At 40.9% G+C, this 13,679-nt stretch carries 10 protein-coding genes; 8 read left to right on the top strand and 2 right to left on the bottom strand.

Features of this window, described 5'->3' with window-relative positions; all coding sequences use genetic code 11:
• The first annotated feature begins 153 nt into the window (after nucleotides 1-153).
• Nucleotides 154-2,439 (top strand): glycoside hydrolase family 9 protein, encoded by a 2,286-nt coding sequence (locus tag ONE56_RS18070; protein WP_423840656.1) that lies wholly within the window; start codon nucleotides 154-156, stop codon nucleotides 2,437-2,439.
• 177 nt (nucleotides 2,440-2,616) lie between these two features.
• Here ONE56_RS18070 and ONE56_RS18065 read toward each other — a convergent pair whose 3' ends face one another.
• Nucleotides 2,617-3,450, bottom strand: a complete 834-nt coding sequence (locus tag ONE56_RS18065; RefSeq protein WP_041153988.1) for a family 16 glycosylhydrolase — start codon at nucleotides 3,448-3,450, stop codon at nucleotides 2,617-2,619.
• A 227-nt stretch (nucleotides 3,451-3,677) separates the two neighbouring features.
• Between ONE56_RS18065 and ONE56_RS18060 the strand changes: the two genes are divergently transcribed.
• Nucleotides 3,678-4,673 (top strand): Gfo/Idh/MocA family protein, encoded by a 996-nt coding sequence (locus ONE56_RS18060; RefSeq protein WP_423840655.1) that lies wholly within the window; start codon nucleotides 3,678-3,680, stop codon nucleotides 4,671-4,673.
• A 238-nt stretch (nucleotides 4,674-4,911) separates the two neighbouring features.
• Nucleotides 4,912-5,931, top strand: coding sequence for a LacI family DNA-binding transcriptional regulator (locus ONE56_RS18055; RefSeq protein WP_041153986.1), 1,020 nt, complete (start codon nucleotides 4,912-4,914; stop codon nucleotides 5,929-5,931).
• A 57-nt stretch (nucleotides 5,932-5,988) separates the two neighbouring features.
• Here the strand turns inward: ONE56_RS18055 and ONE56_RS18050 are convergent, their stop codons facing one another.
• A complete protein-coding gene (locus ONE56_RS18050; protein WP_423840654.1) occupies nucleotides 5,989-8,313 on the bottom strand; it encodes a glycoside hydrolase family 9 protein in 2,325 nt (774 codons plus the stop codon).
• Nucleotides 8,314-8,768: 455 nt separating this feature from the next.
• Here ONE56_RS18050 and ONE56_RS18045 point away from each other — a divergent pair, with 455 nt between their 5' ends.
• The 5 genes from ONE56_RS18045 (at nucleotide 8,769) to ONE56_RS18025 (ending at nucleotide 13,520) form a co-directional block, all read left to right on the top strand.
• On the top strand, nucleotides 8,769-9,467 hold the full coding sequence (locus tag ONE56_RS18045; protein ID WP_423840653.1) for a family 16 glycosylhydrolase: 699 nt from the start codon (nucleotides 8,769-8,771) through the stop codon (nucleotides 9,465-9,467).
• A 47-nt stretch (nucleotides 9,468-9,514) separates the two neighbouring features.
• Complete coding sequence (locus tag ONE56_RS18040) at nucleotides 9,515-10,777, top strand: putative glycoside hydrolase (protein WP_423840652.1); 1,263 nt, start codon at nucleotides 9,515-9,517, stop codon at nucleotides 10,775-10,777.
• A gap of 194 nt (nucleotides 10,778-10,971) precedes the next feature.
• Nucleotides 10,972-12,132 (top strand): glycoside hydrolase family 5 protein, encoded by a 1,161-nt coding sequence (locus ONE56_RS18035; protein WP_423840651.1) that lies wholly within the window; start codon nucleotides 10,972-10,974, stop codon nucleotides 12,130-12,132.
• A 171-nt stretch (nucleotides 12,133-12,303) separates the two neighbouring features.
• On the top strand, nucleotides 12,304-13,239 hold the full coding sequence (locus tag ONE56_RS18030) for a universal stress protein (RefSeq protein ID WP_423840650.1): 936 nt from the start codon (nucleotides 12,304-12,306) through the stop codon (nucleotides 13,237-13,239).
• Nucleotides 13,240-13,343: 104 nt separating this feature from the next.
• Nucleotides 13,344-13,520 carry a hypothetical protein gene (locus ONE56_RS18025; protein ID WP_164833019.1) on the top strand — a complete coding sequence of 59 codons (177 nt, stop codon included), beginning with the start codon at nucleotides 13,344-13,346 and terminating at the stop codon, nucleotides 13,518-13,520.
• Nucleotides 13,521-13,679: the final 159 nt, after the last annotated feature.

Raw genomic sequence — 13,679 nt, 5'->3', positions numbered from 1 at the left:
ACGGATTCATTGGCTTGTCATCAAATGTTACCAGTGTCACGAAGGTGAGAATTGCCATTTATTACGTCTTTTTTTTGTGTGCATACATCAACTTAATGCGAACAAAAATAACTTAATTTCATGGTGCTGTATTCGCAATGTCTAGGAATAAGTATGAACAAAATGAACCTCTCACTGATTGCAGCACTGATACTTTCATCGGGGTCCGTTTATGCAAGTGAGCAAGTTATTAATGGTAACTTTGATGGAAGTATGGATGGTTGGTGGAATGCCGGTGCTGATGTACAAGTCAATAATGGTGAAGCTTGCGTTGAGATCAGAAACCCAGGTGAAAATTCATGGAATGTGATTTTGGGGCAGGGTGGTATTGGTTTAGCCAATAATGAAGACTATCAAGTTTCATTTGATGCTTACTCAACAGTTGATACTCAGATGAAATCATTGATCCAACATGAAGGACCGCCGTACACGCACTACTTTATCGATGAGACAAAAGTATCAACCAACAAAAAGCACTATCAATTTAACTTCACTCATGATGTTGAAAGTGACGGTAAAACTGAGTTCCAATTCCAAATGGGGGCGCAAAAAACTGGGACCATATGCGTTAGCAATGTTTCGATTATCGGTAAACGGTATGTTGAGGAGCTGAAGATAAGCTCGGTTCGTGCGAATCAATTAGGCTATCTTCCCAAAGCGGATAAAATCGTCTTTGTCGCCAATGAATCAAAAGAACCTTTAAAGTGGGTTTTAACCAACAGTAGCGATATCAATATCGATTTAGGCAAAACGGAAGTGTTTGGTTTGAATAAAGCATCCGGTGAATTTATTCATCAAATTGATCTATCAAACTACAAAACGGACATGAGTGGCCTGAAAGTGAAAGTGGGCGACGATCAGAGCTTCCCATTTAGTATCAGTAAAGGTATCTACAGCCAGTTAAAATACGATGCACTTTCTTATTTCTACCAAAACCGCAGCGGCATAGATATTGATAAATCCCTTGTCCAACGTGAAGATTTAGCACGCCCAGGCGGCCATATGAGTGATGTGGTCACTTGTTTTGATAAAGTGGACAGTTGGGGTAATCAATGGCCAGGTTGTGACTTTTCTGTTGATGTCACCGGTGGTTGGTATGATGCGGGTGATCATGGCAAATATACAGTTAACAGCGGTATTTCGACTTGGACGCTGCTCAATTTGTATGAAAGAGGTAAATGGCTAGAAAATGTGCCAATCCCTTTTGCTGATGGGAAAGTGAAAATTCCTGAAGCGGGAAACGGTGTTAATCCTTTGCTATCAGAAGCTCGTTGGAATATCGAGTTCATGTTGGCTATGCAGATCAACACAAACAGCCCAGTCGCGGTGCCAATTGGTGATCAGTCGAAAGGTAAGACACTGAAATTGACAAAGATTAACGCTAAAGGCATGGCTTTCCATAAAGTTGCTGACGAAGCTTGGACTGGGATGCCATTACCTCCTCACCTAGATACACAGAAGCGATATGTGGGCTATCCTACTACCGCTGCTACGTTAAACTTGTCAGCGATAGGTGCTCAATGTGCGCGAATTTGGAAAGATATTGATCCAGAGTTCTCGAAAACCTGTCTGAATGCAGCGGAAGAGGCTTGGAAGTCAGCGAGCAGAAGCCCTAACATTTTCGCATACGATAACTTTACGGGTTCTGGTCCTTATGATGATTCTGAACTTTCTGATGAGTTTTACTGGGCAGCTAGTGAGCTTTATATTACGACAGGAGATAGCAAGTACGCTGATGCTCTGAAAAGTTCTTCTCATTACCTTGAAACACCAAAAGGGGATATTGAGGCAACTGGCGAAATGTTTTGGGGTTATACGGCACCTTTAGGAACCGTAAGCTTAGCGATAGTCCCGAACGGCCTAGGTGAGGAGCAAGTTAAGATTGCAAGAAACAACTTGATAGAAACGGCGGACAACTTTGTAAATCAGATTAAGAACGAGGGTTACCATATTCCTTACACGGTAGAAGAATATCCGTGGGGATCAAACTCAAGTTTTGTAAACCGATCTATGCTGCTAATTTACGCGTACGATTTCACTGGTGATCTTATGTATGTCAAAGCCGCGGCCAACGCGATGGATTATCTACTAGGTGCAAACCCAATGAACCTATCCTATGTTACAGGTTATGGTCCCAATGCTGCTAAGAATCCACATCATCGTTTTTGGGCGCATGCTGCGGATGAGAATTCACCTGAACCTGCGCCTGGGGCATTGGTTGGTGGTCCAAACTCTGTAAGTTACAGTGATCCAGTTGCCGCTACGTTGAAGGGCGTATGCGTTGGACAAACGTGCTATCGTGATAACATCAATGCTTGGTCGTTTAATGAAATTACAATTAACTGGAATGCTCCATTGGTTTGGGTAGCAACTGCCTTAGATGAAGGTCAATTGAATTAACAAGCCCGGTTACGACGTTAATAGGTCACTTTACATTTTTTATCTTGAACGAAAAAGTGAGGTGGCCTTTTATTACAACAAGTAATAATGATTAAATAACTAATTTATTTGATATAAAAATACCCAAGTAACATAACGGAACTTGGGTATATGTTGTTTTTAAAAGTGTTATATTTATTAATTTATACCTGTTTGGTTGTTCGTTAATCCAAGCACTAACATGCCATTCCTAATTGCTATGTTGTCTTGTGAAAATGTCACTAGGTTTCCATCAAAACTCCAATCGCCTTTTCCCCAACGCTTTTCATTAAAGCTATTAAAATCATCTCGCCATTCTAAGTTAAAGTCGCCATTATTAAAGCTATGATATTCAATCCAGTCGACATATTGATATAATGGTAAGTTTTTAGTATTGAATAAACCAGCCCATTCAATAGCTTCAGATATCCATAAATTCATACGGTAACTTTGAGGTGAATCTCGCATATCAATAACTTGTTTTGATGTTGCCGCAGTTTCAGTATGGATCACCTTTCCATCGACTTTCCACGTTATTTCATCTGGTGTCCAGATTAACGTGAACTCGTGGAACTGGTCCAAATTTTGTATGTTGTGAATAGTCTCTGAATGTATGCGTTTTGTACTATTTCCCGTAATTAGGTTAGTTTGTAGTTGATCTGGTTGTTTCCCAACCACTTCGATATCAATCTCTCTCCAAGGGATACCGCCCTGCCATGACTCGTTATCGTAAGTGAAAAACGAAGAGATAACACCAGGGCTTGATACCATCTTCATACGCATAACAAACTTGCCGAACTTAATTTTATTATGACTGTAAATTTCCGCGCCATAAAGAGGTGTTTTGGTTTTATTGAGTTTTCCTGTTTTTATTAATGTATCTTGATTAATATCTGTATGTGATTGTCCTTGATTAGATGCTGATTGTGATTGGCAACCACTTAGTGCACTCCCTATAAGTGCGATAGTTGCGATTGATATGATTTTTTTCATAACCATCCTTATTAATTTAAATACTGAAAATTATTTTATGTTTCTAAACTGTCTATTTCAAATTTCTTAATTAAATATGAGAGGTTTGGGTGAATATTTTAACTATAAGTTGTAAGTGGTTTTTATTATCTAAATTTAATTTATTGAAGTTGACAATTGTGAGGAGTTAGAGCTAGGAAAACGTTCGATTATTTGCTATTTTCTAATTGAAATAATAAGGAATGTTTATGACTGAAAAAAAATTCAATTGGGGTATTATCGCCCCAGGTAGAATAGCTCACACTTTTGCTAAAGCGTTAGATGTAGTCCCTAATGCAAACTTGTATGCCGTAGCAAGCTCAAACCTAGAGCGAGCCAACTCTTTTGCGCAAGAATACGAATGTCAGCATGTTTACAATGACTACCATGCCTTAATCGATGATGCACTTGTTGATGCGATTTACATTGCTAACCCTCATCGCTTTCATTTTGAATGGGTAAAAGCATGTCTTTTGGCGGGGAAGCCGGTTTTGTGTGAAAAGCCACTTTGTGTAGATGAAGCTCAAGCACGGGAGTTAGTAGAACTCGCTGAAAAACGTCAGGTCTTCTTGATGGAAGCTGTTTGGACACGCTTTTTGCCAATTTGGCAGCAGGTGTCAAACTGGCTGGGTGAAAAACATATTGGTGACTTACTCCTATTGAGTTCATCTTTTGGTTTTAACGTACCACGTGATGAGAATGATCGACTATTAAACAATGACTTAGCAGGTGGAGCACTGCTCGATATGGGAATTTATAACCTCACCATGTCACAGTTTGTGCTGCAACGTGAGCCAAGTGTGATAGTGGCGAATGGCATGATTGGTGAGACAAATGTCGATGAACGTACCAGTGTAATTCTTGATTATGATGGTATTGGTAGCCAGTTCACGGTTAGCTTGAACACCACATTGGACAATAGTTTCACGATTTACGGTAGCAATGGCTACATAAAAATCGAATCCATGTTTTGGGCAGGTTCGAAGGCGGTATTATGTGTTGCCGGCGAAAAAGAGGAAGTGGTGGAGCGACCGTTTAGAGCAACAGGTTTTGAATATCAAATTGAAGAGGTAATGAGTTGCATTGCTCAAGGTAAACTTCAGAGTGATGTCATGAGCTGGCAAGACACTATAAATACGATGAAAACCATGGATGAAATTCGTCGGCAGATCGGGCTGGAATACCCATTCTTACATCACACTTAAAACAGAAAACAGATCGTGCGCGTGCAGATTTGCGCTAGCAACTAGGCAGTGTCATCCTCTCTAGTTGCTATTGGTTACACGTGTGGATATAACCTACCAAGAAGTATTATTTTGTTATCTCTATTGTTATTTGCAAAAGTATAAGAGGTTGATTTTTACCAAACCTTTACCTTCACTAATCTGAAAACATGTGTTAGAACGGTTACTCTAGATTGGATCTAAAGCATTAAGTCTTCATATGGATAAAACAAATAAAACCAAGGCGCCTACCGCTTACGAAGTTGCGAAGCTTGCTAACGTATCTCCCAGTACGGTTTCTCGATACTTTAATAGATCGTCCTATGTCTCTAATGATAAAGCGGAAAAAATAGAAGATGCCATCCGTTTATTGGGGTATAGGCCTCAAGTCGATGTTGATAAACTGGTCAAAACCCGTTCGCTGACGATTGGCGTACTGGTTCAGAATCCGGACAGTCCTTACACCAGTTCTATTCTGATAGATATAGAAAAGGTGCTTGATGAACATGGGTATTCAATATTGATGTCAGTGAATAGTTGGCAGCAGAGGTTGGTTTCTCATTCTCTTGACTATCTTCTCAAAAGCGATGTGGATGCGATCATCATCATTTCTGGCAATGTTGATAAGTCGCTTATTGTTAAGTGTGCTGAGAAAATACCCGTGGTTGCGGTTGGCTATGATATTGAGGGAGATAATATTCAGTCGATCGCACTTGATAACACGCTCGGTGGGTATCTAGCCACCTTGCACTTAATACAGCTTGGGCACGTTAATATCGCACATATAAAAGGCTTGGCAAATCATCAAGATGCGACTTCCCGTTTTCTTGGTTATAAAAAAGCACTCTCGGAGGCAGGCGTTGCTTATAAGGAAAAGTTGGTCTTGGAGGGCGATTTTGGTATCAAAACTGGCTACGATAAAACGGTAGAGCTTATTCAGTCTGGCGTGTATTTTTCCGCCATATTTGCCGCTAATGATCTTACCGCCTTTGGTGCAATCAAAGCATTACATAAGCATGGGTTCAAAGTTCCGGAAGATGTGTCCGTTATTGGTTTTGATGACCTACCGATGTCGCCTTATTTCACGCCTTCTCTTTCAACATTACGTCAACCACTTGATGAAATCGGTGCGATCAGTGCTCGATGTGTATTAAAGCTGCTGTGTGGAGAAGTCGAAACGGTTAGGCTTCCACCTATTTGTTTAAAAGCGAGAGATTCAACTAAGTCTCTATATCGATAAGAGCGCGAGTAAAAAGCCGAAAATACTTTTTCGGCTTTGTTACGTTATGCTACTCAGTTATTGAACGGTTTCATCTAAGAAACTCGTCGCCCAGAAAAATGGCGCATTCCAGTTGATGGTTATTTCATTGAGTGTCCACGCCCCGATATCATCTTTCCAACAAGTTTGTCCAATACACTTGCCTTTCATTGACGCTGCGACAGGATCACTGAAGTTAATAGAGTTAGGACCTCCAGACATGACACCAGGAGCGACTACTGGAGATTCACTGTCGGCGGCATGAGCCCAAAAACGGTGATGAGGATTCAGAAGCGGGCGACTTCCATAGCCCGAAACATAAGACTGATCTAACGCGTTACGGCCAAGGACATAGTCCATCGCATCAATAATAGCTTCTACATACTTACGATTATTTGTGAAATCATAAGCAATACCTAGGAAGATACTGCGGTTCATTAAGTTGGAATTTGAACCCCATGGGTACTCTTCGGTGTTGTAAGGAATGAGATAACCTTCTTTTTCTATCGACTGGTAATAAGCGTCCGCAGTTTTGATAATATTCGCACGTGCTTTCTCTATTTCGCTAGCTGGTAATTTATTAGGAACGATAGCAAGAGACAAGGTTCCTGCTGCGCTCACTCCTTGCCAGTACAGATCGCCAGTCGCATTAAGGTCTCCTTTAGGAGTTGCTAAATAGTAAGGTGAAGATTGAACCGCTTTTTTGTATTCTTCTTTCCCTGTCGTGACAAACAGTTCCGCAGCGGCCCAGTAAAACTCATCATCTAGTTGAGTATCATCATATGGGCCGGAGCCGACAAAGTTGTCGTATGCATACACATTTTTGTGTTGATTGGCTGCCTTCCAGGCTTTTTCTGCAGAAGTTAGGCAACGCTTCGCATAGCTTGGATCGAGGTCTTGCCAAATCCTTGCACATTGAGCGGCTGTAGCGGCTAAGTTAAGTGTAGCGGCGGTGGTCGGGTAGCTTAAGAATCGCTCACGTGGATCTTTGTGAGGAGGTAAAGGCATTCCCGTCCAAGCGTCATCAGCGACTTTATGAAAAGCCATGCCATCGGCATCAATCTGCGTGAGTTTCAATTGATCTAATTTCTCGGATTGATCACCCACGGGAACCCAGATTTTGCTATTTTCAGGCACTTGCATTGCCATCATAAAGTCCATCATCCAACGACTTTCATCAAGAAGATCGTTGAAGTTGTTGTTATTTTCTGGGATCTTTACTTTTCCATCTGCAAAGGCGTTGGTACGATTTGCCTGCTTTTCTCTTTCGTAGTAGTTGGCGAGAGTCCATGCCGAAATGCCGCCATTAACCACGTACTTGCCATGATCTCCCGCGTCATACCAGCCGCCAGTGACATCTAAGTTAAGATCACAACCTGGCCATTGGTTTCCTTTTGCATCGGTTTTATTAAAACACGTAACAACTTCAGGCAAATGTCCTGCAGGTCGAGCGAGATCGGCTCGTTGCACGTATTCAGGCACAATATCAATGCCACTGCGTTGTTGATAGAAGAAAGAAAGAGCGTCGTACTTCATTTTTCTATAAATGGCATTATCAATAACAAATGGATGGCTTTGATGTCCGTCCACTTCTAACGTGGCTTGCTTTGCCGGCTTTTGCACACTGCTAAAATCGATCAACTGGACATGTTCACCAGAAGCTTTATTCAAGCCGAATGGAATCGTTTCACCTTCGGCGATAACTCGTTGGTCAGAACCTAATAACTTCCAACTCACAGGTGATGTCTCTTTAGTGACGACCGTGGCATGTTTAGGCCCATGGATAAAGTAGCCAACTTGGTTAACTCTTACGCGAGCTAGGTTGCTCTCCTTAACATATTTTGGCCCGGTTAAAGAAACATCTTTAACACAGACGGTTGTTGGTGATTCGGTTCCCATTTGAAACTGGAATTGAACGTTATCGTCATCACCAGCTGGCTTAAACGAAAATTGAAATGGTTTAAGATCCTGATTGAGAGCAATATCCTGAACAAAATGGTTGGTGTATGGCGCTCCATTATGCTGGACGAGTGCTTTTACGTTTATTGACTGTTTTGCTAGCGCACTAAATTGTAGATGGTAGTCTTGGCCTTGTTTTAAGGCCAGTCCCGATTGTCCAAGAATAACATCCCATGGATTCTTACCCTTCTGAGTAAAGGTAATACAACCCATCTCGTCGGTAGATTGTAGTTCTGCGCCTGCAGCCCACCATCCATCAGTGCTTTGTGAAAAACTGCCATTGGTAATGAGTTCTTCTTTATATTTGCTGGTATTACTGGACGTCGATGGCTCTACAGCACAACCACTAATTCCAATAAAGCCACAACTAAAAATAGCTACGATACTTAGCTGTTTCTTATTCATTTTAACCTCGTGAACTTTAAAAGATGATATTGATAGGTCTCTTTTATAATCGTAATTAACCCCACCGAAAGTGGAGGTTTGAATATGTATTTTTATAAATGGGGGAACTTTGATAAAACGATATGTTACTTAATAATGCAAGTGGTATTTTTTAAATTGTGAAGGCGGTTACTATTTAATATTTTTATCCCATTTTTCTTTTAAAATCCATTCTCAATTTCAAGAAATGATTTCATGAAGGCTATGGAAGTGTGATTGATTCCTTTTTTTTAATTTTTACTAATTAATTAAAACTTTATTTTTAAAGATGGATATGGACAAATTTTAACAAATACATCTAGAGTCTAATCGTAAAATAAGTGGGGGAAACAAAGAGATTTTGCTGTTCATACTTTGTTCTCGAAATCTAAGAATGTATACGTCAGGTATATATAACCCTAGTTAAGAGGTTAAAAATGAACACAATTCTACGACGCTGTAGTTATGCATTGCTACTCAATACTTTATGTGTTTCTTACAGTTTTGCTTTGGATTGGAGCGGAATGAACTGGCTTGTCTCAGATGGTTGGAGAAATGGTGGAAGCGAGTTCGATTGTACATGGCAATCACAAAATGTTTGGCGTGAAGCTGATTTATTGATTATGCACGCAAAATCAGAGCCTTATGGTAAAAGTTGCTCTGAAATTAGGACTTACCAATACGTTCGTCGTGGGCGTTATGAAGTAGAAATGCAAGCGGGGGCTGTACCCGGAACTATCAGTTCATTTTTTACTTATGCGGGAGAATCCGGAACTGACAGCCATTATGAAGTTGATATTGAACTGATGGGAGGAACGAATTTATTACACACGAATGTATGGATAGAAGGTCGTCAATCTCCTGTAGATATCGACTTAGGTCAATATGGGATGTCTATTTGGAGCATGGAGAAATATGCATTCACAATCGACGAATATGGTGTGACATGGGAAGTTTTCAGTCGATATCATAATCAGTGGGTTCAAGTACGAAGAGCCAATAAAACAGTCTCAGGTTATATGCAAATATTTATTAATAATTGGATAAGTGCTAATCCTCAGTTTCCACCTAGTTATTATAACGGCTATCCCGTTTATGCAAAATATCGAACAGTTAGATTTTCTCCTTATGAGTAATTTATTAAAGGTTTATATGTACCAATTAACGAGAGTGTAGAGTTATCATGAAAAAAATAAGTAAAAAATTTATCCTTTTACCATTAATACCGATGGCTATGGCTATTTCTGGATGTCATTCTGATAATGACGATAATCAAGCAGATGTTTCGGGCGGTGATGATCTCAAACTATTTGGCGTAGATGCAATGGCTGGCATATCTCCGTGGATTCAGTCTGAGAACGATGGATGGAAGGTCGTTGAAGTCAGCGAGACCCAAGCTAGCTTGGCAGATATCAATGCTGTGCTAATCAATAATAATGGTGAAAGTGATACCGCAGATATCCAAGTTACAGGTACTGGAAGTCACTTATTCATGCTTAAGTCCGAAGCAGCAACGGATCTAAGCGGTTATCAGACTGGTTATCTAGAGTTTAAAGTTCGCGCGAAAAGTGATGCACCTGAATCAATGGTGGTTTCGATTGATAATGAGTGGCCAAACAGAAGCAGCCTCGAGTTGAGTAATCCGCTAATAGGAAGCGGAGAATGGGAAACGCTTAGCGTTCCAGTGACATGTTTGAAACCTTTCGATGGCGCTACTGCGGTCGATTTTACACAAGTGGGTACCCCTTTCCATCTGGATGTCAAAGAGTCATTTGACTTCGAAGTTACCGATGTCACTTATCGATTAACTACAGATCAAGAAACCGTCGTGGACGCTGATAGCTGTGCTTCGACTTCTGATAGTAACAGTGATAGCGATGGTGACAGTAATAATGATGTGGAGCTTGGTGTGAACAATGCTCCGGCTCTTAATAGTGGAGACGCTGCACTATATTACTCAGGTGATATTAGCCAGGCTCAAGATTATTCGTCTGCTTACCCATTAAATAGTTTCGGTTTTGTCGTGACAGAGGAAAACCAAGTTGTGAATGTCTCATCTTCAGAGAATGGCGGTGTATTCCTCGGAAATGACGATTCTGATATGGATTTCTCTGTTTACCAAGACGATCTTGTTAGTCTCGATTTGAAAGTAAAAAGCTACGGAGAAACGAATGGCCTTCAGATTCGCATGGATGGAGTGACTGAAGATTTCGGCCTGTTCTTTACCGTGGATAACGTAATAGTGCCAAGCGATGATGAGTGGTACCGCTGCCAGATTCCTGTTGCATCAATCATTCCTCAAAGCAATTTAACTCAAGTTAAAAAAGCAATCTATATTTCTGGACCGTGGGACAGCATGAACAATCTGGAGTTCTCCTTTGCAAATGTTTCAATCGAAGGTAAAGGTGACAGCTATGATCCTTCGTCTCCTTGCAGAAAATTATAGCGATTAAGCCGTTCTGCATCGAATCAGGGTAAACCAATATTGCCATCTCATTCCTATGAGTGAGGTGGCTTTGTAATGTACACAAATTCATAAATAGCAGTTTAGAGCTGCTTGTAGATATAAAAAGTTTATTTAATGGTTGCCAATTGGAGTGACATTTCATGGCTATTGGGGTTTTAAAGGAATAGTGTTTTATGTTTCGTGAGATAAAAGTAACAAGCGTGGCAATGTTAAGTCTCATCACGTTGATGGGCTGTGGCTCGGGTAGCAGCGATAAAGGTGAACAATCGGTTGTTCTAGATAGTCGTTATTACACAGATATGTACCATTGGAATGACAGCAAAGGGCTTAACGTTACTGCGCTTGGCCGTGGTATCAATATGGGGAATTATCTTGAGTCGCCCACTTATGAAGGGGAGTGGAATAATAACCTGACGATTCAGGCCAGTGACTTTAGAAACATCAGCCAAACTGGCTTTTCAAGTGTACGGATCCCTGTTCGCTGGAGTGCACACACGTTGATTAATGATCCTAATACTATCGATGACGCTTTCTTGTCACGTGTGCAAGAAGTGGTTGATCAGGCTATTCAGGAAGACTTAAAAGTAATCATCAATACTCACCATTTTGACGAACTATTTTACGATGATAAAGATTTTGACTATCAACGCTCACGACTATTGAAGTTTTGGAACCAACTATCTAAGCGTTTTCCTATAAGCCAATATAATCAAGACCAACTGATTTTTGAGTTTCTTAATGAACCCCATGAAAATGTCACCGTTAAGGAATGGAATAGTTTAATTTCAGATCTCACCGATATCGTTTGGAATGCAAATGCTGTTACTCAAAACAACGCATTTGGCCAACGTAAAGTCATGATTGGGCCTGCAGATTGGGGTGGGGTATCTAAGCTACCTTATTTGGAACTGCCTAAATCATCTAATCCCGATAATACAATCATTACGGTGCATTTCTACGAACCGTTTCAATTCACTCATCAGGGAGCTTCTTGGGTAGATGGGGCCGATGCATGGATTGGGACACGTTGGTTGGCGACAGAGTCGCAGCAGAAAGTACTGCTCGATTACTTAAATATTGTGGATACATGGAATGCTGAACCTGGCCATGGATTTGAAATTAACATTGGTGAGTTTGGTGTCTACAGTCAATACTCTGCGCGAGAAGATCAACGCGCTTGGACAGCATTCATTACCAGAGAAGCTGAAAAGAGAGGGTATAGCTGGAACTACTGGGAGTACAGCTCTGGTTTTGGTGCTTACGATCCATTTACAGAACAATGGCGAAAAGCGCTAGTTGAAGGACTTATACCTAAAAACGCAGATAACGATTAAATAAGGCAACCAAGTTAATGTACCTTGGATAGAGGCATTTCGGTCATTAATTTTTTATGCTACCAATGTATGTAGGTTAGTGCATCAGTTGAGCTCAGTTACTAACCGTTACAATCCTGACTAGAAAAAAAACCTTTACTGGTTAAGAATTAACCAGTAAAGGAGGTGTGTATGAAACGTTTTGAGAACATACTTTTTGCTACTCAAGGACTTCCAGGGCACAGTGATGCCTTAGGGCAAGCGATCAGAATTGCTGCTAACAATAGTGTCCCCGTGACAGGCCTTATTGCTTGTCAAGATTTTCCGACCCACTTGGTTCAATATCAACAAAGATACGAACAATCTCTGTACGACTCCTTACTCGAGCGTGTCAAAGTGTTACGAGTAGAAAACAACGTTTCTGAAGAGCAAGTTCCGTTTCCCTTGACCGTCAAAAGTAGCCAACAGCCTGCTGTTTGCATCATTCAGGAAGCGATTTCTCATCACAACGATTTGATCATCAAAGAGGCAGAGCCTTTAAATGAAGGGGCAGAAGGCTTTAAAGCCATTGATATGACGTTACTGCGAAAATGCCCTTGTACAGTTTGGTTACATCGTCGAATTGATAAACCGCGAAATAAGCGCCGTATTGCTGTCGCGATTGACCCAATGAGGACGAGTGATGAGCAACATGAGTTGTCGTTAAGGTTGTTAGAGCTGTCTCGCTCCATTGCTGATACTTGTGATAGTCGATTGCATGTCATTTCTTGCTGGGAATACTATTTGGAAAACTACTTGGATGGAAACATGTGGATTCAAGTAGAAGATGCGCAACTAGATAAAGAAGTGTCCAACGCAAAAGTTAAACACGAGCAAGCATTGCAAAGTCTTATTGACGAGTCTGGGATTGCAGGTGAAATGGTGTTCCATCTTCTTCATGGTAAAGCCGACGATAAGATACCCGACATCATTGATGAATTAGAAATTGATGTGCTTGTGATGGGCACGTTAGCGAGAACTGGTATTGCAGGGTTTGTTATCGGCAATACTGCAGAAAACATCCTTCAATCGATAAACTGCTCTTTGGTGGCAATGAAGCCGGAAGGTTTTGTGTCGCCAATCACGTAGTTTACTATGGTTGGTATCATTTACTGTATGTGATTACGATGAATTAGGAGGAGTGAGCTAAGGTTGAACTGGTTACTAAATTTTAGTGTGTAAAGGAGGGGAGTATGAAAACTTATTGTCCAGTCTGTCGAACTGAAATGGTAGAGCGAGCAAATATTCTAGTATGCCCGAGAAACGAGATTGGCGATTGTTGCTATGACTCGCTAAGTTTTACGCAGGATGAAGATAAATACACGCATCACAACGATCTCAAAACGTATGTCACTTCCGATGTTAAGTAACTAGAATTTATCGGAATATCGGTCTACGTTGAAGTAGATACTCTTTTCCCTTAGTTCGTTCATCTGCTGCGCTCGGGCTAAGGGTCAGTCTCAAGAGCTTTTTACAGGTCAAAATCGTTTATAAGATGCGAGTGAGCCAAACAGTTGAATGGTGCGGCG

It is taken from the genome of Vibrio mytili, from assembly GCF_049563345.1.
Taxonomy (GTDB): Bacteria; Pseudomonadota; Gammaproteobacteria; order Enterobacterales; family Vibrionaceae; genus Vibrio; species Vibrio mytili.
The sequence above is the reverse complement of the archived record's forward strand: the minus strand, read 5'-3'. Positions and strand labels throughout refer to the sequence as shown.

Excerpts from the sequence above, each read along its gene's own strand:
- ONE56_RS18070 (WP_423840656.1), top strand. The coding sequence starts at position 154 with ATGAACAAAATGAACCTCTCACTGATTGCAGCACTGATACTTTCATCG.
- ONE56_RS18065 (WP_041153988.1), bottom strand. The coding sequence starts at position 3,450 with ATGAAAAAAATCATATCAATCGCAACTATCGCACTTATAGGGAGTGCA.
- ONE56_RS18060 (WP_423840655.1), top strand. The coding sequence starts at position 3,678 with ATGACTGAAAAAAAATTCAATTGGGGTATTATCGCCCCAGGTAGAATA.
- ONE56_RS18055 (WP_041153986.1), top strand. The coding sequence starts at position 4,912 with ATGGATAAAACAAATAAAACCAAGGCGCCTACCGCTTACGAAGTTGCG.
- ONE56_RS18050 (WP_423840654.1), bottom strand. The coding sequence starts at position 8,313 with ATGAATAAGAAACAGCTAAGTATCGTAGCTATTTTTAGTTGTGGCTTT.
- ONE56_RS18045 (WP_423840653.1), top strand. The coding sequence starts at position 8,769 with ATGAACACAATTCTACGACGCTGTAGTTATGCATTGCTACTCAATACT.
- ONE56_RS18040 (WP_423840652.1), top strand. The coding sequence starts at position 9,515 with ATGAAAAAAATAAGTAAAAAATTTATCCTTTTACCATTAATACCGATG.
- ONE56_RS18035 (WP_423840651.1), top strand. The coding sequence starts at position 10,972 with ATGTTTCGTGAGATAAAAGTAACAAGCGTGGCAATGTTAAGTCTCATC.
- ONE56_RS18030 (WP_423840650.1), top strand. The coding sequence starts at position 12,304 with ATGAAACGTTTTGAGAACATACTTTTTGCTACTCAAGGACTTCCAGGG.
- ONE56_RS18025 (WP_164833019.1), top strand. The coding sequence starts at position 13,344 with ATGAAAACTTATTGTCCAGTCTGTCGAACTGAAATGGTAGAGCGAGCA.